Raw genomic sequence first — 22,838 nt, 5'->3', positions numbered from 1 at the left:
TAAATAGCCAGTTAATCCATCTCGGTTACAAAAAACGGCTGCTATAAAAAGCCGCTGTTATAAAAACTGCACAAATTTGCCAAGCTCTCGCTCTGGCACTTTCATTGGCGTGCATCCAGGGGTGCCGACATAGAGAAAACCAACAATTTGATCGTCACCTTCAAGCTCAAACGCCTGGCGGACAGTGTCATCAAACATCCATTTTCCTGAACGCCAAAACGCTTGAAAACCTTGTGCTACCGCGGCCATTTGCATCGCTTGTACCGCGCAGCCTGCTGATAGGTGTTGCTCAAACGCAGGCACTTTCTCATGCGGCGTCACCTTGGCGATAACCGTGATCACCAGTGGGGCGCGAAACGGCGCTTTCTGTGCTTTTTCTATAACAGCGGTGTCACTTCCCGCAAGAGTAGCGGCGTTAGCAAGTATATCAGCGAGTTTCTGGCGACCGTCTCCTTGAGCGAGAACAAATCTCCAAGGCGTCAATCCAGCATGATCGGGAGCTCGTAGTCCCGCTTTAATGATATTTTCTAGTGCAACCCCTTCTGGTGCGGGGTCGGAAAGTTTGGCTATTGAGCGTCGGTTAAGCAACAGGTCTAAAGCATCCATAACACATACCTCTTATTATCGTTTCGCCATAATAACAAAACGTTAACCTTTACGCACCAACAATGAGAACCGATCTCATTTAGTGGCTCTGGATTGACGTGCCAGTTGTGCAGCAGCAAGCACGTCAGCCCAGAAGTTTTGGTTCGGACTGTGTTAGTTTGCTTATAGCTTGGCGGCTAGCTCAACACCTTGTCGAATCGCTCGCACGGCATCAAGTTCACCCGCATAGTCCGCACCGCCAATGACATGCAGCTTGTCACCAAACTCCGGCCATTGATTTTCAAACGGCTTCACCTGTTCCTGTCCGGCACAAATCACCACTTTGTCGGCAGGGATGAGTTTTGATTCGCCCTTCACCGTGATGTGAAGACCTTCTGCATCAATCTTGTCGTAAGTGACACCGCCAAGTAGATGGACGCCGCGCTTCTCAAGGGTCTTTTTGTGGATCCAACCTGTGGTTTTACCTGGACCTTTGCCGACGCGGCCTTCTTTACGCTGCATCACCCATACATTGGTGTCCGTCGTCGAATCTGGGAACGGGTACAAACCGCCAGGATGATCGATATTCTTATCAATGCCCCAATCGTGTAGCCAATCATCCAGCGTTTGACCATGCGGCTCAGTAATCATACTTGCGATATCAATACCGATGCCGCCAGCGCCCATGATCGCAACGTTTTCACCAAGGTAAGTCTTATCGCGAATTACCGTTTGGTAATCAATGACCTTGTCTTTGTTGTCGATGCCTTCTAGCTTCGGCATGCGAGGCTTAACGCCTGTTGCCATTACAACTTCATCGTATTCTTTTAATAGATCAGCCGTCGCTTCGGTTTCGAGATGCAGCTTAACGCCAGTCTGAGCAATACGGTTGGCAAAATAGCGGATCGTTTCTCTAAACTCTTCTTTGCCTGGGATCTGCATAGCAAGTCGGAACTGGCCACCGATACGATCGCTCTTCTCAAACAAATCAACCGAGTGCCCTTTTTCGGCCAACATGGTTGCACAAGCCAGTCCAGCAGGCCCTGCGCCAACAACCGCGATGTTTTTGCTGTTCACCGTTTTCTTGATGATCAAATCCGTTTCATAACACGCCTGCGGGTTCACCAAGCATGTCGCTCGCTTACCTTTAAATGCATTATCTAGGCATGCTTGATTACAACCGATACAAGTATTTATGAAGTGAGCTTCACCTTGCTCGGCTTTGGCTACAAAGTTGGGATCGGCGAGGAAAGGTCGCGCCATAGAGACCATATCGGCGTGCCCAGATGAAAGAATGCGTTCTGCCTCATCCGGGGTATTAATTCGGTTGGTCGTGATTACCGGAATAGAAAGGTGTGGACGAATTTTCTCGGTTACCCAAGTAAAAGCACCGCGTGGCACTTGCGTCGCGATAGTCGGTACTTTTGCTTCGTGCCAACCAATACCGGTATTAATGATGGTTACGCCCGCTTGCTCAAGCGCTTTACCCAGTTGAATGACTTCTTCAAAGGTGCTGCCCTGCTCAACGAGATCCAGCATAGAAAGACGGAAGATGATAATGAAATCCTCTCCGACAGCCGCGCGAACCGCTTTGACAATTTCTAACGGCAAACGAATGCGATTGTCATAACTGCCACCCCACTCATCATATCGTACATTGGTACGCTTACAGATGAACTGGTTAATGAAGTAACCTTCTGAGCCCATGATCTCAACGCCGTCGTAACCCGCTTCTCGCGCCAAAGAGGCACTGTTGGCGTAGGCGTCGATGGTTTTCCAAATCTGACGACTGCTCATTTCACTCGGAGCAAATGGCGTGATCGGTGATTTAATTTTGGAGGCACTTTGAGAGAATGGATGATAGCCGTATCGTCCTGCGTGGAGGATTTGCAGTGCTATTTTACCGCCATGTTTATGAACTGCTTCAGTGACCACTTTGTGTGCTTTAACATGCTTCGGTTTACTAAACTCTGCAGCAAATGGGGCGAGGCGACCACGAAGGTTAGGCGCGAAACCGCCTGTTACTATTAACCCAACCCCACCTTTTGCACGCTCCTCGTAGAACGCAGCAAGCTTGTGTAGACCTTCTTTATGCTCTTCAAGACCAGTGTGCATTGATCCCATCAGCACTCGGTTTCTAAGTTGAGTAAATCCTAAATCCAGTGGCTTAAGTAAATTCGGGTACATGGCAGATCCATTTATTGTTGTTGTGGTCTGACCAGAATATTATGTAAAGGTTAAAAAATCAAACTAGCGTTTACATTCTTACAACATAAACAGAAAAACTTTCTGATTCTTTGAACTTCATCTAGTATGGTAAGTCTCTAATTTATATTCAGTTAACCCTCAAGCTGATAGAAGTCAGCGTCACATACGTACAATTACATAATTGATACTGCGAATTGTTAACCTCAGCGCTACACTAGTAATTGATGTTAAAGGACATAAACACTCACATTTGTGATGTGGAGAGATGATGAAAAAAGTATTTCGTTTTATAGGTATGATTTTCAAAGGCATTTGGAAGCTGATTAACTTCACTCGCCTCGCCATAGTGAATCTATTTTTCTTTGCTGTGATCGCCATGGTGTATTTTGCCTTCACCCAAAGTGATGCACCACCAGCGGTCGAGAAGAAAGACACCGCATTGGTCATGAACCTTTCAGGCCCCATTGTCGAACAAAGCACTTACGTCAACCCGATGGACTCGTTCACTGGCTCACTGTTTGGCCAAGAGCTTCCAAAAGAGAACGTTGTTTTTGATATTGTCGACACCATTCGCCATGCCTCTCAAGATGACAAAGTCACAGGACTGGTTCTCTCGCTGCGAGAAATGCCGGAAACCAGCTTAACCAAACTGCGTTACATCGCGAAAGCCATCAACGAGTTCAAAGCAACAGGCAAACCGGTTTATGCCTATGGCGCGTTTTACAATCAAAGCCAATACTACCTCGCCAGCTACGCCGACAAAGTCTACCTTGCCCCTGATGGTGCAGTGTTGATCCGTGGCTACAGTGCCTACTCAATGTACTTCAAAACCTTGCTTGAAAAACTCGACGTCACTACACACGTGTTCCGCGTGGGTACCTACAAATCCGCGGTCGAGCCATTCCTTCGTGACGACATGTCAGAAGACGCAAAAGCCAACGCAACTCGCTGGGTGACTCAGTTGTGGGGCGCTTATGTTGATGATGTTGCAACAAACCGCGAAATCGAGCCAAGCGTGCTCACGCCAAGTATGGATGATTTCTTAGCGTCGCTGAAAAACGTCGATGGTGACCTTGCCGCTCTATCTAAAAAGCTAGGGTTAGTTGACGAACTGGTGACTAAACCGCAAGTCAATGAAGCCATGATCGAAGCCTTTGGCAGCGATGGTGACGGTGGCTTTAATGCCGTGAGCTACTACGAGTATCTAGCAAGCGTGCCGTTTGATTTGCCAACAGAGCCTGACAACCAAATTGCCGTTGTTGTGGCAAGCGGATCAATCATGGATGGCGAACAGCCACGAGGCACGATTGGTGGTGACACCATTGCATCGCTGCTTAAACAAGCTCGCGAAGATGACAGCGTAAAATCGGTTGTGCTACGTGTAGACAGCCCGGGCGGTAGCGCTTTTGCTTCGGAAGTTATTCGCAATGAAGTTCAAGCACTGAAAGATGCAGGCAAGCCTGTTGTGGTATCTATGTCGAGCGTTGCTGCATCTGGCGGCTATTGGATTTCAATGAGCGCGAATGAGATCATGGCTCAGCCAACAACCATCACCGGCTCAATTGGTATCTTTAGCGTTATCACTACATTTGAAAAAGGGCTCAACAACATTGGCGTCAACACAGATGGCGTTGGCACTTCACCGTTCTCGGGTGTGGGTGTGACGCGTGGCCTCAACGAAGGCGCATCGGCTGCATTCCAGATGGGTATTGAGCACGGTTATAAACGCTTTATCACTCTAGTGTCTGATAACCGTAATATGAGCCAGACAGAAGTAGACAGCGTCGCTCAAGGTCGTGTATGGACAGGCCAAGATGCGCTAGACCACGGCCTTGTTGACCGAATTGGTGACTTTGATGATGCTATCGCTCGCGCCGCAGAGCTGGCTAACTTAGAAGCATATGACGTGTACTGGGTAGAAGAGCCACTGAGTCCTGCACAGCAGTTTGTACAGGATCTCATGAAGCAGGTGAAAGTCAGCTTAGGGCTTGATATTTCAGCTTGGGTTCCACAAAGCCTATTGCCAGTTGCAACAGAGCTTCAGCAGCACGCAAGTCTCATGGAAAGCTTTAACGATCCAAAAGGCTACTACGTTCTCTGTTTGACCTGTAATGTCCAATAGCGGATAACTCTGCTAAACCTTACTTTAGAGCCACCAATCGGTGGCTCTTTTGTTTGATTTGGTTATAATCGCCCCACCTGTTCCCAGTTTCAAAGTAATGTCTGTCATGACGCGTAAACACATCTACATCGCCTATACTGGCGGCACTATCGGCATGCAAAAGTCCGATCATGGTTACATTCCTGTCGCGGGCTTTATGGAAAAGCAACTGGCGAGCATGCCAGAATTCCATCGTCCAGAGATGCCAGAGTTCACTATTCATGAATATGAGCCGCTCATCGACTCTTCAGACATGACGCCTGCTGACTGGCAACAGATCGCCGACGACATTCGTGACAACTACGACAACTACGATGGCTTTGTGATCCTCCACGGCACCGACACCATGGCGTACACCGCTTCGGCATTGTCGTTCATGCTGGAAAATCTTGGCAAGCCTGTGATAGTTACTGGCTCGCAGATCCCACTGGCAGAGCTTCGCTCAGATGGCCAAGCAAACCTGCTGAACGCGCTTCACATCGCAGCCAATTATCCAATCAACGAAGTGACGCTGTTTTTCAATAACCAGCTGATGCGCGGTAACCGCAGCACAAAATCACACGCTGATGGCTTTAATGCCTTTACCTCACCAAACCTGCAACCTCTTTTAGAAGCAGGGATTAATATCCAGCTAAGCAGTGGTGTGGAAATCAACAAACAGCCGGAAGGTAAATTCAAGGTACATGACATCACGCCACAGCCTATTGGCGTTATCACTATGTACCCGGGTATTTCACACGAAGTGATCCGCAATACCTTGCTGCAACCTGTTAATGCAATGATTTTGCTGACGTTTGGAGTGGGCAATGCACCGCAAAATCCAGAGCTTTTGGCGCACCTGAAAGAAGCGTCAGAGCGTGGCGTATTGGTAGTCAACTTAACTCAGTGTTTGGCGGGTAAAGTGAACATGGGCGGTTATGCGACAGGCTGTGCTCTGGCTGATGCCGGCGTTATCAGCGGTTTCGATATGACGCCAGAAGCAGCGCTTGCCAAGCTTCACTATCTGCTTAGTCAAAACCTGAGTTATGAGCAGATTAAAGCGCAAATGCTGGAAGTACTGCGCGGTGAAATGAGTAAGTAATCTCTCTTTCGCCCATCTTTATAGCCGCAGTGAAGTATCACTGCGGCTTTTTTATATACTCTTAATCATAGCCTAACCGTTACTAAAAGCCGGCGAACTGGTGGCCTTTTAGTCAAACAGACATACAACTCACGCTTAGCACGTGCATTCTTCATTTATTTCTATATACTCCCGCGCCGTTTGTCAGGTGAAAGCCTGAACACAACCAATACAAGCCGTCACCACGGATCTGTGAATGACCCCAAGGAATCGGACCAGCTTATTTCACAGCTTGTAAAGGTTACTCAATGACAACTTTATTCAATTCCTACCACACTATGTGGTTTCCGCGTCCATCACTGGCGGCTTCTTGGTATCACTTTGGCACATCGACCATTCAACTGTTTGGAGGTGCTGCTCAATGATCGCTATTCTTTCTAGCCTCCTTGGCATCGTTTCGCTTATTGCTATCGCGTACCTATTCTCTGAAAAACGTTCAGCAATCAATTGGAACACCGTACTTCGCGCCCTACTTCTACAATCGCTAGTCGCAGCGTTTGTCCTCGCATTTCCACTTGGCAAAGATATTCTCGGCGCCATGAGCAGCGGCGTAGCCACCATTCTTAGCTTCTCAGACCGTGGTATTCAGTTCTTGTTTGGCGACTTAGCTACAAACGGCTTCGTGTTTGCCATTCGCGTACTGCCAATTATCGTGGTCATCAGTGCACTGATTGCGGCGCTCTATCACCTTGGCATCATGCAACTGGCCATTCGCATTATCGGTGGCGGCCTGCAAAGATTCCTTGGCACCAGCAAAGCTGAATCGCTGGTAGCTACTGGCAACATTTTCTTATCGCAAAGTGAATCACCGCTACTTATTCGCCCATTTCTAGGCACAATGACACGCTCAGAGCTATTTGCCGTAATGGCCGGCGGTATGGCATCGGTCGCGGGAAGCGTGCTTGGCGGTTATGCAGGACTTGGTGTTGAACTCAAGTACCTCATCGCCGCAAGCTTCATGGCCGCGCCAGGCTCGTTGATGATGGCTAAGCTGCTTGTACCAGAGCAACAAACTCCGTCTGACTATAGCAATATTGAACTCGATGACAGCAAACAAAGCAACATCATTGACGCGCTCGCTGCTGGCGCAATGAACGGCATGAGAGTCGCTGTTGCGGTTGGTACGATGCTTGTTGCTTTCATCAGTGTGATTGCAATGCTAAACGCTGCTATTGAATCTATCACTGGCTGGTTTGGTGGCAAAGGTATGACATTGGAGCTGCTGTTTGGCTTCGTGTTTGCGCCTGTTGCTTGGCTAATCGGTGTGGACTCTAGTGAAGTACTGACAGCAGGTTCATTTATCGGTCAGAAAGTGATTTTAAATGAGTTTGTTGCCTTCATCGACTTTGTGGAAGCAAAAGCCATGCTGTCTGACAAAACTCAGGTCATCATCACCTTTGCTCTTTGTGGCTTTGCCAACATCGCCTCTATCGCAATTCAAATTGGCGCGATCGCGTCCATGGCACCAGAACGCCGCTCTGATGTTGCAAGCCTTGGCATTAAAGCCGTTCTAGCCGGCACACTCGCTAACCTAATGAGTGCTTGCCTTGCTGGTCTATTCTTTGTGCTGTAAAGCTTAGCTAACGTACAACCAGGGGAGCTGATACCTCAAGCTCAAATAAGGTGTCAGTTCCCCGCTTGGTAATGCGTGGCGCGTCAAACGCTATGCAAACTTCGCCAATACGCTATCCGATGCGTCCTCAATCAAATCCAACACCAGTTCAAACCCTTGGTCACCACCATAATAGGGATCGGGTATCTCAGTATGACTCGATGAACCATAGCTCAGAAACAGCGATAACTTATATTGCAAATGCGCCGGGCAAAGCTGTTTAAGATCCGCCAAGTTATCTCTATCCGCCGCCAAAATCATATCAAACGCTTCAAAGTCATCATCCGTGACCTGCCGTGCTCGAATACCAGCAAACGAGTAGCCCCTCGCCTCCCCCGCTTGTCTAGACCTTGGGTCTGGCGTATTTCCTTGGTGATACCCAATCGTACCTGCTGAATCTATTGTCACAGCTACGCCACTTTGCTCAGCGCGCGCACGAAGAACTGCTTCACCAGTAGGAGAGCGGCAAATGTTGCCCATGCATACTACTAGGATTGATGGTTTCTTTTTATTATTCATAGAGTTAACACCTAATTTCGGCCAATTTTCACGTCAAAGATACAAAAAATTTTAGTTGATAAATCAGGTGCTTGTGAATAGTTTTGGAGGGATTTTGCCCTCAAAACTACCACTTCGTATCAAAGTAAAAGTTATCCCCGTAAACTCAATTTCAAATAACCAATTGAAAAATAGATATATTATAACTTTCGATGCGTTCAAAGGCTGCTTGTCAGTTTTATTTATCATAAAGAGCAAAAAGCAATCACCAAACGGAATGCGACAAGTTAATAAACATTAAGTAATGTCTACTTCCACCAGAACCCCAAAGTGATCCGATACAACCGGATAAAAGTCATTATTAAAAATCACCTGATGCTGCCTTACCACCACTGGTTGATTACTAAAAACCAGATCAATCCGAAGCGCTTGGATATTTTGTTCCCAACCATCAATATTTTTAATTACAGTGGTTCCAGTATCTTTTATTTCTGCTATTTCATAACAATCTATCAAACCGCGCTGTAAAACATAATCATAACCTTCATTACGCATATGGCTTGGGTTGTTGAAATCGCCTAATAGAAAGTTCAATTCCGTTGATAATGTCGCACTTATTTGGTTGAACTGATCCTCAAATGAGTTCTCTGAGTCATTCCACCAGCCGCAATGACAATTATAAAGATTGAAATCGCCTTGTTGAGAAGTAACCTTAATACGCACTGCTCGCCTATGTTTCCAGTAGTTCACATCATAATTATCACTTAGGTCAATGACCTCATGTTCGATAATCGGCAGTCGCGTCAAGAATGCCAGTCCCTCTTGATATACGTCATAACTTTGATGAACGAAATCCCATGTAAGTTGGTAGTGACAACCGTATTCCATGAGCTTTTTCTGTAACAAATAACCATAGTTATCAGCGAACACAGTGTGATTCGTTAATATATTGGCATCAACAGCCGGGCTGTCTTGATGTTGATTCACTTCCTGTAATGCAACGACATCGCACCCTTGCTCGATTATGGCTTGCGCTACCACATCCAACTTTTCTAGCTGTTTCTCTTCTTGCCAACTATGGGTATTTAACGTCATTAACTTCATTTATTATTCACTTATTGATTGTCGTGAGTTAAACGCAGCGCAAGGCTGCGTTTTTCGATGTTACTCTATCTAAATAGAGAAATAATTACGCTGGTTGTGCTGAAAACTTCGCAACTAATCTAGATTTAATGACATCCACTCCAGGACCATAAATAACTTGTACTCCTTGCTCTTTAATCACAGCGCCAAGTGCTCCTGTTGGCTTCCATAACTCATATTCGGCAACCAACTGCGGATCATTAACTGTAACGCGCAAGCGTGTCATACAAGCATCAATTTCAGCAATATTGGTACGGCCACCTAAATTCTTAATAATAGTTTCCATCTTCTCATCTTCTGACATGGATTCCGAACTGTCATCGAGGTAGTTACCCATGCGTCCCGGTGTTGGCAATTTAAATTTGACAATAAGCACACGGAATAATCCATAGTTAACACCAAAGAAAACAATAGAGACTAATGCGAAGCGAACCAAATCACCACCGATGCCCGCTGAAGCCATCATAGGTATACGAGTGACTAATTCTATCAAGCCAAAGGCATGTACACGTAGGTCCATAACATCGACCAACGCAAATGCAACCCCTGTTAACACCGCATGCGCAACATACAAAACAGGAGCAATAAACATAAACATGAATTCAATAGGCTCTGTTACACCTGTTAATAACACTGCAAGACACGCAGATAAAAACATTGGCTTGTATTGTGCGCGCTTGTCACCATCAACACAGTGATACATGGCAAGCCCAATACCAATCAATGAAGACGCTGCGATAATAACTTGACCTGCCTTAAAACGTGCAGGATGTACTGTATCTAGTAGATGTTGGTAAGCTGTCGGATCGCTTAATTTAAGATTATTTAGATCGCTAACCCAAGCAAGCCATAATGGATCTTGACCATAAACACTAGAGCCCGCATTCGTACCAGTCAAAAGCTCATAAGTACCACCCAACTCAGTGTAATTCATCGGAATAGTTAAAGTGTGGTGTAAGCCAAATGGCAGTAATAAACGCTCTAACGTACCATATAGGAAAGGAGCAGTGATCGGTGCTGTGTCTTTAGAGGTTGCAATCCATTGACCAAAATCATTAAGTGCACCTTGAATTAAAGGCCATACGATTGATAAAGCAAACGCAATAATCATCGAATAGAAAATAACTACAAAAGGTACAAAACGCTTACCGTTGAAAAATGCTAATGCTTGAGGTAAGCGAGAGAAGTCATGATAGCGGTTAAATAAGTTGGCACCTAAATAACCAGACATAATACCGATAAACACACCCATATTTAGAGCAGGAGCACCCAAAATATTAGTGAAGAATTGAGAGACAGGTAACTCAGAACCAAATAGGCTCATCACAACCGCCTCTGGATCACTGAGCATAGCGTTGTCCACGCCCAATATAACCCCGGTGATGCGGTTGATTAAGATGAAGGCAATCAGAGCAGCAAATGCGCCTCCTGCTCTTTCTTTAGCCCATGAACCACCGATAGCGACAGCAAATAATAGGTGAAGGTTAACTATAACCCCCCAACCTATGTTTTCCATAATAGCGCCTAGTGTTTCAATAGCGCCAATACCACCGGCATACATTGCGACAACTTTACCGAGTGATATCATGATACCCGCGGCTGGCATCACCGCGATAACAACGATAAGGGATTTCCCAAATCGTTGCCAAAAATCAAACGACAGTAACTTACTCATAAATGATTCCTTGTTTTAAATACAGGGTAGCTTTATAAATGCCCTGCGATAAATATAAATTAGTGTTTTCTTGCAAATATATACGCTGCATAAGCCGGGACAATTTGCGTCGCTATAAAATCAGAGCGAACGTGTTCGTTTTTGATATTCTGATTATCAAGCACTAATTCGCCTAATTGCGTGCAGTCGATATCAACGATGCTCTCTTGTGGACTTAAATTGGTAATAATGGTCCATGTCATATCTTGACCAACACGTTGATAAGCATAGATATTGGGATCGCTAGCTAGCAGCAATTGATAGCGGCCAACCACTAAACTTACATTTGACTTACGCAGAGCGATCAGTTTCTTATAGAAACTCAAAATCGAATTTGGATCTTTCTGTTGTTGCTCAACATTGATATCTGCGTGCTGTTGATTGACCCAGAACCAAGGTTGCACCTCAGAAAAACCGCCAAAATTCTGGTCATTCCATTGCATTGGCAAGCGACTGTGGTCGCGAGATACCTGATTTAACAAAGCTAAGATGTCTGCGTCACTTTGACCTTGTTGAGATAGTTTTTGAATTAAATTTCTAGCAGACACATCATTAAATTCGTCAAGAGACGTAAACTGATGATTTACCATACCAATCTCTTGGCCCTGATAAATAAACGGAGTCCCTTTCATCAAGAAATAACAACTCGCTAATGCGGTAGCACTGGCATACCTAGAATTAGGGTCGGCAAAAGTATCAATACTACGTGCTTGATCATGGTTTTCTAAATAAAGCGCATTCCAACCTTTACCTTCTAATGCATCTTGCCAACGCGATAAAATGCGTTTGAACTCCACCAAATCTAAACGCTCGTTGCTTTGTTCTTCCGACCATAGCTTCATGTGTTCAAACTGAAAAATCATGTTGAAAACGCCACCTTGATCCTGCTCGGTCGCTTCGGCAACCCACGGTAATGCGTTATCGGCAGTAACCCCATTGGCCTCACCAACTGTCACAATGCCAAAGGGATCAAACGCCTGCAGTTTTAACTCATGCAGATGCTTTTCAATACCTGCCACATTCATATGATAATCAAACGAGGAGACATACTTTTCACCCTTTGGATTGGGTAAAGACGGTAAATCTGGTTGTTTCTGAATATGGCTAATTGCATCAACACGGAAACCATCAATACCGCGCTCCAACCACCAATGAATCATTTTAAATAGTGCTTGCTTAACTTCAGGGTTTTCCCAATTCAGATCCGGTTGTTTTTTGGAAAATAGGTGCAAGTAGTACTGCGCCGTTTTTTTATCATATTCCCATACACTGCCATGAAAGATACTTTCCCAGTTGTTTGGATCGCAAGTCAGTTTTTCATCGGTAGGCTCACAACCATCACGCCAAATATACCAATCACGCTTAGGGCTATTTTTGTTATCTCGAGATTCGATGAACCATGGATGTTCATCACTAGTATGGTTGATCACCAAATCCATAATGATGCGAATGCCACGCGTATGAGCAGCAGCGATCAGTGTATCCACATCCTCCAGGGTTCCAAAGTCAGGATGAATCGCTTGGTAGTCGCTAATATCGTAACCGTTATCATCATTCGGTGATGCATAGAATGGGCAAATCCATATTAAATCAATGCCCAAATCAGCTAGGTAATCCAGCTTAGTAATGATTCCATTGATATCACCAATACCGTCTTGGTTCGTATCATAAAAGCTACGGGGATAAATTTGGTAGGCGGTCGCTTTTTTCCACCACTCGAGTGGGCTTGAATGTCTGTTATTGGCGCAAATCATCAATGTTATGCTTTGTGTTATGCTATGTGTTATCGATAACACATGAGGTTAAATGGATTGCGTTTAGACTCAATATAATTTCAGACAAACTGTGAGGTAGCCCTCATAACCTCAAGAGAACTGTGAGCTTTCTCTCATTTTTAGGTCAAATGTGCCTTCGACGGAACTGAAATCGCGCTTTATCAATTTTTTGACAGCTTGATAGCCCACTTGATAGTAGTTAAAAGCCACAGTAGTCAGACTCGGGACTAACAGATCGCTGTAATCATAGTCGCCCATGCCTACAATCCATACGTTATGACCAATCTTGAGTTGCTGTTCTTTGGCGCGACGATATAAACGAATGGCAATATTATCGGTGGCGCAAAAGTAGACATGATTGGGCTGTAATTGAACTGCCTGGTAGTCGGTTTTTTCCTCAGAGTTGGCTAAGGCTTGCAGTGAAAAATTTAACTCGGGTACGGTATCGGTAATGGTGGTTTGCATCAACTTAGTTCGGCTAGAAAGCATACGCTCATCGTAAATATAATTTACGGCTACCAGCGGTGCTTGCTGCTGTTTTAGTTGAGTAATGGTTTGGGAGACGAGTGCTTTAATAGCAGCGTGATCGGGGTAATATAAACAACAATGATGGGGAGAGTTTTTGCCAATAAATAACACATTATCTAAGGTTCGATAAAAAGTCTCTTCAACACTGTGTTTTGAAGCGATAATAATCGTGCCAAGTGCATTTAAGCCGTTAAACTCTCTCACAGCTTGGCATTCTGACTCATGATTAAACCCTGTGGAATGAAACAGCATTCGTACTTGTGATTCGTTGGCAGCAGCCAGCGCCCCTTTAATCACTAAACTCGTCGTATATGACTCGATACGAGGCGCGACGAAACCAATAATATTGGATTGGCTACGAATAGAGCGAGCAAATATATTAGGTGTGTAATGACTATCTTTGACGATAGCTTCAATTTTAAGGCGGTTCTCAGCCGAAACATAACCGCCATTAAAGTAACGTGACACAGTCATTGTTGAAATTCCAAGCTGTCTTGAAATCGCAGCCATTGTCATCTTTTTACTCATTACATACTTCCTTCAATAATGCACTATTGTCATACACCAAAGTGACTTCAAGATGCAGGGTTATGTTGAGTCACTTCGGTATAGTATCCAATATATTGACTTACAATACAGTAAATACAACTGGGTGTGAGCATGAGTGCTCGATTTTTACTCACAAGATTCGGATCTACACGCAAGACCAGAGAGGGAGCATACCTTGAACAAGCCAGCCCCCCAATACTGACGGATAGAATATGGTGTGCCAACAATGATTAAAGGAATATGACTTTTCTCTTAAAAATTAGGCACATCAACCCCATAACTCACGCTCTAGTACGCAAGTTCATTGAGATAGGGACTGAAACGAAACAAAAGCTTCACGTAATTTGAGTCATTAATTAATAAAACTCATGAATGATTGTCATCAAACGGAATTATGGTGACATGGCATGAGCCTTTCGATTAAAAACCTCAATAAAAGCTTCGGTGACGTTAGTGCGCTTCGCGACATCAATCTATCTTTAAATCAAGGTGAATTGGCCGCACTCGTTGGGCCGTCTGGATGCGGAAAAACGACATTACTCCGATCCATAGCAGGATTAGAGCACCCTTCTTCAGGACAAATTAAAATCAATGAGCGTAGTGTTTTCGACGGTGAGTTGAATGAATCTATCGCTATTCAAGATCGAAAGCTTGGAATGGTGTTTCAAGACTTCGCGCTTTGGCCACACCTTACTGTCTATGAGAATATTGCATTTGGCCTACGTGCACGAAAAGACACCAAAGATCTGGATAAGCGAGTAAACGATGCACTGGCACAAGTTCAGTTAGCCTCGTTCGCTAAACGATTTCCAAGCCAGCTCTCTGGCGGTCAGCAACAGCGCGTTTCTATCGCGAGAGCCATAGTTACCAAACCACAACTGATTCTGCTTGATGAACCACTTTCAGCGCTTGATGCAGTTCTTAAAGATCAGATTCAGCACCTATTGCTACAAATCCTCAAAGATAACCAATTGACCGCTGTCTATGTCACACACGACCAGGCAGAGGCTATGTCTATGGCAGATAAAGTGGTCATCATGAATGCTGGTCAAGTTGAACAGTTCGACTCACCGGAGGCGATTTATCACCATCCTAAGTCAGAATTTGTCGCTCAGTTTATAGGGAAGAGCAATCGTCTTCCTAGCCCTCAAGGCCATGCCTTTATCCGCATGGAAAAGCTGAAACCTCATGCTGCTGCCAATGACAATGATTTGCAGTTTGAAGGTTCGATTATCAACGCTCGATTCCAAGGGCAGCACTATCTCGTTGAGGCCAATGTTGCAGGAGAGAAGTGGCACTTCTTCGCATCACAGCGACCGACCCCTGGAGAAGTAATATCTCTTTATTGCGCCCCTGAAGATATTCAAAGAATTCACTTATAAGGAAATGATGATGAAAAACCTATCCGTACTAGCTCTCGCCCTTGGACTTGTGTCGGGCGCGGTTGCCGCTGCAGATCTCACGCTCTATACCGCAGGCCCTAAAGGACTAGCAAACCAGCTAATAAAAGACTTTGAAAAAGTCTCGGGCAACAAAGTTCAAGTCTACCAAGCAACGACTGGACGAATCTTGGGACGATTAAAAGCGGAAGAAGCTCGCCCGGTCGCAGATGTGGTTATTTTAGCCTCTTGGCCAGCGGCAATGGGTCTTCAGAGCGAAGGGCTTTTACATACCTTTACTCCAGAAAACGCAGATAAACTGCATGATGGATGGAATGGTAACAATCAGCTGTTCGCGTATTCAGGCTCGGCTTTAGGGATTACCTACAATACCCGTCTGGTGAAAGATGCCCCAGCATCACTCACAACTTACACTGAAGACAACTGGGCAGGACAAGTCGTTATTCCTGACCCAACTGAATCAGGCTCTGCTTTGGATTTTATCTCTGGTGTCATAGCTAATGATGCGGACAAAGCATGGACACTATTCAATGCATGGCAAGAAAACGATATCGATGTTAATGGTGCAAACCGTCCGGCACTGAACCAAGTGGTTAATGGCTCGAAAAGTGTCGTACTGGCTGGCGTCGATTACATGGGATACGGCGAAAAGGCCAAAGGAAATCCAATCCAGGTTATCTACCCGGCTGAGGGCACTGTAATCGCACCAAGACCAGTCATGGTGCTTGAATCTAGCGAAAATAAACCACAAGCAGAGGTATTTGTTAACTACCTGCTGACTGAACGTGCACAGAACATTGTTGCTAAGAACTTGCTGCTACCTGGTCGTAGTGATGTAAAAGCGGATCCATCTCGCCCAGACTACGCTGAGATTAAGCAACTGGATTATGACTGGAATTGGATGTTTGAAAATCAAGCAAACGTCACTAAGAAGTTTAGCGCGATGTTTCGCTAACCCACCTCAAGGAGAGGGTTAACCTCTCCTCTTTTACCGCCGCCTCGCTTTATATCAGATCTCTATGAACACACTCCAATCCCAAGATACATTCAATAAACCCACGTTATTGGCGTTGCTAAGCCTCATTATCTTAGTGCTAATGCCAATGGGTACGATTCTTATCAATAGCGCCTACCAAGATGGGCATTGGCACCTGACATCTTTATTTCGACAACTTGTTGATAGCTACACACTCGGTGTGCTTTGGAACTCTATTCAACTCGCTTTTTTAGTCACCATCGTTGCAACATTGTTTGCAGCCCCTTTGGCATGGATTACAGCTAAAACAGAGATCGGTCACCATAAATGGCTAGATATCGTCATCTTGATCCCATTCATGACTCCACCGTTTATCGACTCTATGGGGTGGATGATTTTTATGCGCCCGAGGGGTTATCTAGAGCAGTTATTACCTGGCTTGGCGGGATTACAGACTGGCTTCTTCTCATTGGCTGGCATGGTGTTAATAATGAGCCTGTCGCTTTTCCCATTCATGTACTTAGTTATCAAAAATAGCTTGTTGAGAATCAATGCTAGTGTTGAAGAAGCGGCAATCATATATGGTGCATCCAAGCTAAGAATCCTGGTCAAAGTTTTCTTGCCGCTGTTGATTTCAGGCTACCTAATGGGGGCATTACTGGTATTCGTCAAAACAATTTCAGAATTCGGCACGCCAGCAACTTTGGGTAAGCAGATAGGCTATTACGTGCTGACAACGGAAATCCACCGCTTTACCTCGACTTGGCCGATAGATTTCGTAAAAGCATCGGTGCTCTCTTTGGTCTTGCTAACAACAAGTATGTTGATGTGGATGGGACAGCTCTATATCTCGAACAATTACCAATACCAGCTCATTTCGGGCAAGGGGAACAAACTAAGAATTATTGCGTTATCGCCTTGGCAACGCAGCGCTTGTTGGTTGGTCATCGCTTTTATACTTGCGTTATCAATTGGTATTCCCTATTTCTCAATAACCGCCACCGCACTCATCGATTTAGCGGGATTTGGACTTAGCTGGGATAACTTAACCTTTAGACACTTCGCGCAAGTCTTTAGCTTCGACAGCGAGGCGTTTTCCGCGTTGCTAAATAGTATTCAGCTTAGTCTATATGCCGCGACCATCTGTACTGCACTCGGGATTTGGTATGGATTGACGGTGGTGTGTGGACAATCCCACCTAACGAAAGTCATCGACTTTGCGAGCTTATTGTCCAATACGGTGCCGGGGATCGTTGTTGTCTTTGGTTTGATTCTATTCTGGAACTCACCAAGTAACCCCTTTCCTCTTTACAACACCAAAGGGATGCTGATCATCACGTATGTTGTTCTGTTCCTTCCCTATACAGTGCAGTATGTAAAGTCGGCTGCAGAGCAAATCAGCAGCAGTCTTGACGATGCTGCTAAGGTATCAGGTGCTTCTGAATTCTATCGATTTAGTCGAGTTACACTGCCACTAATTCTACCCGGGGTAATAGCAGGCTGGGCAATGAGTTTTATCATCGGTCAACGTGAATTGGTTGGCTCTCTCATGGTGAAACCGCCCGGCTTTGAAACCAGCGCAACCTTTATTTTTAGTGAGTTTGACCAGGGCAACACCAGCTTAGCAATGGCGATGGCATTAGTGGTCGTTTCTGTAACGGTATCCATGCTGGCTGGCTTAAAGGTAATAGAATCTCGACACAGAGAGCGATAATTCTTTGCATCTACCATGAAATGTGTGCAGTTAATTTTGATAAGAGTCTGATTTAGAATTCAACGTCTACTAAAAGAACAGTCACAGTATAAATTTTTACTTTAAGGGAACACGTTCAAATATGCCCAAGGGGCATATTTGAACGTCTCAACAGATTATTGGCACTTTTGTTTTACTTGATTCATATATGGATAGAGAAAAATGAAGCGTCCCAAATAAAACAGTGTAAAAGCCAGCCATAGTCCGTGATTGCCCCAGTACCGAACACCAACAAACTGAACAATTAAAAAGACCAACAGTGTCGCGAAAGTTGAATTGCGCACCGGTCTAGTCGTCCCTGTTCCAGTGAAAATGCCATAAAAAGTCAGTCCGTAGCCTGCCACCAGCGGGAACACAATGAGCCACGGGCTCATTGTTGAATAGATCTCAACTAGTTCTGGTAGAGTGGTGAAGAGCATCACCAACTGCTGTTTAAACACGACCAAAAGTAGCGATAATACAATGACAAAGCCAGTAGTCCACTGGACATTCAGTTTGATAACACGGCTAAGCAGTTGGGGATTTTTTTGTCCCACAGACTTGCCGGCAAAAACACTGGATGCATTCGCCACGCCGTCAAACAAGTAGCTGGCAATGAAGGTGACTTGCATCAATATTGCATTCGCTGCCAGTACATCGGCTCCCAACTGTGAACCAACACGAGCCATCATGTTAAAAAACACCAGTATGCAGACCGTGCGGAGCAACAAATCAAGGTTTGAGAAAACAATGACACTCAGATCCTTACGCGACATTTTTGTGGTGCGAACGTAGTCAAGCAGCGAGAACTGGCACGTTTTGAGAACGAGGACAGCACCAATAACAAAGGTGGTGATTTGAGCAATAAGAGTGGCAATAGCGACTCCCGCTATCCCCATATCAAAGTAGAGTACAAACACCAGATCTAAAATAATGTTTAGCACGTTGCCAAATACTTGGGTGAACAAGGTCTCCTTCGCTTTCGCCTGACCCATTAACCATCCGATGATGGTGTAGTTAAGCAGAACGAAAGGAGCGCCGTAGATCATAATGTCAAAATAGATCTTGGCATTCTCTCCAACGACCGGCTCTGGGGAAATGACCCACTCAGCCCCGAGCCAAATCAAAGACTGCATAAAAACAAAGCTCAAACCCACAAATAATGCGAGCACCAAGGGACGTAATAAACTGCTAGCTTGCTCTGTTTGATTGTTTTTGCCCAGAGCAATAGCGCTTTGACCTGTCGTACTCACTCGGAAAAAACCAAACAACCAATATAACGTGTTCATGATGACCGTTCCGATGGCTACGCCACCAATAAGCTCTGCAACACCTAACTTACCAATGACCGCTGTATCAACCGCTCCCAATAGAGGCTGGGTGACCGTCGACACAATAAATGGGAATGCAATCTTAAAATAGTCTTTATGTGTCAAATTCATTGTTGATTCATCTCAGCTTCAAAAGGGATCTCTAGATATCCTGCCGCTTCCAGTAATTCTTTGGTGTAGGGGTCTCGAACGTGTTTTAAGTCACGCATGTCCTCAACATGCTCAACAATTCGTCCACCTTTAAAAAACATCAGGCGATCACATAGAAAGCTCGCGACAGCAATATCGTGGGTAATAAACAAATAGGAAATATTGCGTTGTTTCTTTAGCTTCTGTAGAAGATCGAGTATTTGAACCTGGACGGAAACGTCAAGCGAACTTACCGCCTCATCGAGTAAGATAAACTTTGGATTGGGTGCAATAGCGCGAGCAATACACACTCGTTGCAGTTGCCCGCCACTAAGCTGATGAGGATAACGGTCTAGCATTTCAGGCTTAAGCCCGACTTCTTCGAGGAGTTCCACGAGCATAGCTTCGCGCTGTGCTTTGCTTATGCTCTCTGTTATTAGGGGTTCATTAATGATTTCCCGAACCGTCAAGCGCGGATTCACTGACGTATTGTAATCTTGAAAAACCACACTGATGGCTTTGTGGGTTGGCAAGCCTTCAATGGCTTGCCCCAACACTACCTCACCACTGTCCGCTATTTCCAAGCCCAGAAGGACTTTACCTAGCGTACTTTTCCCACTGCCCGACTCACCGACTATACCAACACATTCCCCTTCATTCACCGTGATCGAGACGCCGTTAAGCACCTGCTGATAACTCGAGAACAACCAACTATCATCGCTTTTAAAAGCCTTGGTGACATTTTGAACATCAATCAACATGGCTGACTCTCCATTACTGACTTAAAGCGATTAATTAATGCCATGCGCGTATCAACTAAGTAACGAGTATGCTCACTTTGTGGGTGAGTAAATACTTGCTTAGTATCACCATACTCCACCACTCTTCCTTGATTCATCACCATAACGTTATCAGCGATGTGCGACACTAAACTCAAATCATGACTGACAAAAATGAGGCTGGTACCAAATTGTTCACGAACAAATTGCAACTCTTTGATCACTTCACGTTGAGAAATGTAGTCAATGGCCGTTGTCGGTTCATCGGCAATGATCAACTTAGGTTTTAACACTAAGGCAAGCGCTACCATGATACGTTGCAACATTCCGCCACTGAGCTCATGGGGATACTTTTTCAGCAAAGATTGAACAGACTTTAGGTTCACTCGAGTTAACACATCGCAGAACAACTCCGTAGCTTCTTTACGACTCATAGCCGAATGCTGCTGAATCGTCTCAATCGCCTGATTGCCGATGGTGAATAGTGGATTGAAGGCCGTCATTGGACTTTGCATGATCATCGAAATTGTCTCTCCACGCATTTGACGACGCTGTTTTGGTGTCATGGTGAATAGATCTTGGTCATCAAATTTTGCTTCACCAGCAATAGAGAACTGCTCACCCAACAAGCCGTTAATCGCGTTGCAGGTTAGACTCTTGCCACTACCTGACTCACCTAAAATACCTAAGCACTGATCTTCTTTGAGGGTAAAACTCACATTGGAAACCAACTCTCGATGTACTGGTCTCTCAATTGCGACGGTAAGATTGTTTAGTTCTAACATCAACGCTGCTCCGTTTTTGGGTCTAACACGTCTCTAAGCGAGTCCCCCAGCAAGTTACAACACGCAACCACCACCATAATCGCTGCGCCGGGAATCAGCATTTGCTCGGGGTTTGAGAACAAAACCTCTTTTGCATCACTAAGCATCGCTCCCCATTCTGGTGTTGGTGGCTGAATACCAAGCCCCAAGAAAGACAGGGTTGAAATACTTAAAATGATCCACCCTAGATCCAAGGTTGCAAGAATGATGACTTCAGCAGCAACGTTAGGTGCTAAGTGCTTACGGAAAACAAAGCTTTGCGGTGTTTTTACCGTTCTCGAATACAGAATGTAATTTTGATGGTTGAATGAGATGACTGAGCTGCGAACGATGCGCACATACCATGCAATTTTGGCAATGAAGTTCGCTACAATGATGTTGGTAATGCCGGGTCCCATAATACCAACAATGCTCAATACGATAATTTCATACGGAAACGACAGCATAACTTCACAGCCGCGCATGATGACTGCATCGACCTTTCCTCGAACATACCCCGAAACAACGCCAATGAAACCACCGACAAATGCCGTGATAATCATGGTTAATAAGGAGTAATAAAGGGTCGTACGCACACCAAACAGTAGACGTGAGTAAACACAGCGACCTAGATGGTCGGTACCAAGCGGATACTCTGCCGACATAGGCATGAGTGTATTAATGACATCCGCTAAGTTTGGGTCATGCGGTGCAATAAACGGCGCAAATGCCCCCATCAAACAAATGACGGAGAGAATAAGCAAACAAACGATCACCGTCTTGTTGCCCAAGAGACGTTGCATCATTGGTGTTTACCTCCTGACTTCAAACGAGGGTCTACGACGGTATGTAATATATCGATGAGCAAATTAGAGACAACAAATAAGCTACCCATCGCTAATATGTACGCCTGAATAATTGGATAATCACGATTAAAAATGGCGGCTAACGCAAGCCTGCCCAAGCCGGGAATCGCAAAAATACTCTCTATCACCACTGTCCCGGCGATAAGTCGTACGACTCCGATACCCAGTGCCGTCATAGAGGTTTGCAAAGAATTTTTGAGAAGATGCTTCCAAACTACACGATACTCAGCAATCCCTCGGGCTCGTGCGTAGACCACATAGTTGTGATTCATTGAATCCAACATTGAATTTCGGATTAGGCGGATATACGTCGCCACATACGCCATACACAAGGTAATCGAAGGTAAAATAAAATGACTAAATGTCGACGCACCGCTACTGGGTAGCCAGTACATGTAAATCGAGAACAACCAAATCAAAATGAATGCAAGCCAAAAGTTTGGCATTGCTGTGCTGGCAAAAATGAACACACGTACAATACGATCAAACCAATGGTCTTTGTAAACAGCACTTAGCACACCCATTGGAATACTCACACACACCAACAAGATCAATGACAGTCCAGCTAGCTTTAACGTGTGTGGAAAGCTACGAGCGAGTTCGTCAGAAACTAAACGGTTAGTATTGGTGTAGGATGCGCCAAAATCGCCTTGTAATGATGCCCCTAACCAATTTACATAACGAACTAGAAAGGGTTTATCCAAGCCAAGCTCTAAGCGAATTTCTTCAATCGCTTCAGGACTTGGTGTCGTATCATTCACTCGCAATGCGACTTCCGCAGGGTCTGCGGGGATGATATTGACTAAAGCAAACGCGATAAACGAGACAAAGAAAAGTGTCACAATTGCACTTAGTAGCCGCTTTAATATGTATTTTGCCATGCAGATACTTTCTCGACTTTGGTTAATCAGAAAACAAAAAGACTGACA

18 protein-coding genes are annotated in these 22,838 nt (G+C 45.0%); 6 read left to right on the top strand and 12 right to left on the bottom strand.

Going from position 1 to position 22,838, the window contains the following annotated elements; all coding sequences use genetic code 11:
- Positions 1-57: 57 nt before the first annotated feature.
- Positions 58-606 carry an NAD(P)H nitroreductase gene (locus PG915_RS05370; protein ID WP_353498187.1) on the bottom strand — a complete coding sequence of 183 codons (549 nt, stop codon included), beginning with the start codon at positions 604-606 and terminating at the stop codon, positions 58-60.
- A 162-nt stretch (positions 607-768) separates the two neighbouring features.
- Positions 769-2,772, bottom strand: a complete 2,004-nt coding sequence (locus PG915_RS05365; RefSeq protein ID WP_353498186.1) for an NADPH-dependent 2,4-dienoyl-CoA reductase — start codon at positions 2,770-2,772, stop codon at positions 769-771.
- Positions 2,773-3,061: 289 nt separating this feature from the next.
- Here PG915_RS05365 and sppA point away from each other — a divergent pair, with 289 nt between their 5' ends.
- From sppA to PG915_RS05350, 3 genes are all read left to right on the top strand, one after another.
- Positions 3,062-4,915, top strand: a complete 1,854-nt coding sequence (sppA, locus tag PG915_RS05360; RefSeq protein WP_353498185.1) for a signal peptide peptidase SppA — start codon at positions 3,062-3,064, stop codon at positions 4,913-4,915.
- A gap of 106 nt (positions 4,916-5,021) precedes the next feature.
- A complete protein-coding gene (ansA, locus tag PG915_RS05355) occupies positions 5,022-6,035 on the top strand; it encodes an asparaginase (RefSeq protein WP_353498184.1) in 1,014 nt (337 codons plus the stop codon).
- Positions 6,036-6,438: 403 nt separating this feature from the next.
- Positions 6,439-7,647: a NupC/NupG family nucleoside CNT transporter gene (locus PG915_RS05350; protein ID WP_353498668.1), complete on the top strand. Its 1,209-nt coding sequence runs from the start codon at positions 6,439-6,441 to the stop codon at positions 7,645-7,647.
- 90 nt (positions 7,648-7,737) lie between these two features.
- Here the strand turns inward: PG915_RS05350 and PG915_RS05345 are convergent, their stop codons facing one another.
- From PG915_RS05345 to PG915_RS05325, 5 genes are all read right to left on the bottom strand, one after another.
- Positions 7,738-8,205: a low molecular weight protein-tyrosine-phosphatase gene (locus tag PG915_RS05345; protein WP_353498183.1), complete on the bottom strand. Its 468-nt coding sequence runs from the start codon at positions 8,203-8,205 to the stop codon at positions 7,738-7,740.
- A 276-nt stretch (positions 8,206-8,481) separates the two neighbouring features.
- Positions 8,482-9,288, bottom strand: a complete 807-nt coding sequence (locus PG915_RS05340) for an endonuclease/exonuclease/phosphatase family protein (RefSeq protein ID WP_353498182.1) — start codon at positions 9,286-9,288, stop codon at positions 8,482-8,484.
- Positions 9,289-9,373: 85 nt separating this feature from the next.
- The gene (locus PG915_RS05335) at positions 9,374-11,002 is read right to left on the bottom strand and encodes a PTS transporter subunit IIBC (RefSeq protein WP_353498181.1); all 1,629 of its coding nucleotides are present in this window, start codon (positions 11,000-11,002) and stop codon (positions 9,374-9,376) included.
- Between the two features lie 59 nt (positions 11,003-11,061).
- On the bottom strand, positions 11,062-12,795 hold the full coding sequence (locus tag PG915_RS05330; protein ID WP_353498180.1) for a glycoside hydrolase family 13 protein: 1,734 nt from the start codon (positions 12,793-12,795) through the stop codon (positions 11,062-11,064).
- Between the two features lie 111 nt (positions 12,796-12,906).
- A complete protein-coding gene (locus PG915_RS05325; RefSeq protein ID WP_353498179.1) occupies positions 12,907-13,872 on the bottom strand; it encodes a LacI family DNA-binding transcriptional regulator in 966 nt (321 codons plus the stop codon).
- A 428-nt stretch (positions 13,873-14,300) separates the two neighbouring features.
- Between PG915_RS05325 and PG915_RS05320 the strand changes: the two genes are divergently transcribed.
- The 3 genes from PG915_RS05320 (at position 14,301) to PG915_RS05310 (ending at position 17,983) form a co-directional block, all read left to right on the top strand.
- Positions 14,301-15,275, top strand: coding sequence for an ABC transporter ATP-binding protein (locus tag PG915_RS05320; protein ID WP_353498178.1), 975 nt, complete (start codon positions 14,301-14,303; stop codon positions 15,273-15,275).
- A gap of 10 nt (positions 15,276-15,285) precedes the next feature.
- A complete protein-coding gene (locus tag PG915_RS05315) occupies positions 15,286-16,248 on the top strand; it encodes an extracellular solute-binding protein (protein WP_353498177.1) in 963 nt (320 codons plus the stop codon).
- Positions 16,249-16,312: 64 nt separating this feature from the next.
- A complete protein-coding gene (locus tag PG915_RS05310; RefSeq protein WP_353498176.1) occupies positions 16,313-17,983 on the top strand; it encodes an ABC transporter permease in 1,671 nt (556 codons plus the stop codon).
- A 155-nt stretch (positions 17,984-18,138) separates the two neighbouring features.
- Here the strand turns inward: PG915_RS05310 and PG915_RS05305 are convergent, their stop codons facing one another.
- The 5 genes from PG915_RS05305 to opp1B are packed head-to-tail and all read right to left on the bottom strand — an operon-like array spanning position 18,139 to position 22,790.
- A complete protein-coding gene (locus tag PG915_RS05305; RefSeq protein ID WP_353498175.1) occupies positions 18,139-19,443 on the bottom strand; it encodes an MATE family efflux transporter in 1,305 nt (434 codons plus the stop codon).
- On the bottom strand, positions 19,440-20,222 hold the full coding sequence (locus PG915_RS05300; RefSeq protein ID WP_353498174.1) for an ABC transporter ATP-binding protein: 783 nt from the start codon (positions 20,220-20,222) through the stop codon (positions 19,440-19,442). The genes PG915_RS05305 and PG915_RS05300 overlap by 4 nt, the downstream gene beginning before the upstream one ends.
- Entirely contained in the window at positions 20,216-21,025 is an 810-nt protein-coding gene (locus tag PG915_RS05295; RefSeq protein ID WP_353498173.1) for an ABC transporter ATP-binding protein, read from the bottom strand. Before PG915_RS05295 ends, PG915_RS05300 begins: the two co-directional genes overlap by 7 nt.
- Complete coding sequence (opp1C, locus tag PG915_RS05290) at positions 21,025-21,849, bottom strand: nickel/cobalt ABC transporter permease (protein WP_353498172.1); 825 nt, start codon at positions 21,847-21,849, stop codon at positions 21,025-21,027. Before opp1C ends, PG915_RS05295 begins: the two co-directional genes overlap by 1 nt.
- Positions 21,846-22,790 (bottom strand): nickel/cobalt ABC transporter permease, encoded by a 945-nt coding sequence (gene opp1B / locus PG915_RS05285; RefSeq protein ID WP_353498171.1) that lies wholly within the window; start codon positions 22,788-22,790, stop codon positions 21,846-21,848. The genes opp1C and opp1B overlap by 4 nt, the downstream gene beginning before the upstream one ends.
- Positions 22,791-22,838 lie beyond the last annotated feature (48 nt).

Source organism: Vibrio sp. CB1-14 (genome assembly GCF_040412085.2).
In the GTDB taxonomy this organism is placed as follows: Bacteria; Pseudomonadota; Gammaproteobacteria; order Enterobacterales; family Vibrionaceae; genus Vibrio; species Vibrio chaetopteri.
The sequence above is the reverse complement of the archived record's forward strand: the minus strand, read 5'-3'. Positions and strand labels throughout refer to the sequence as shown.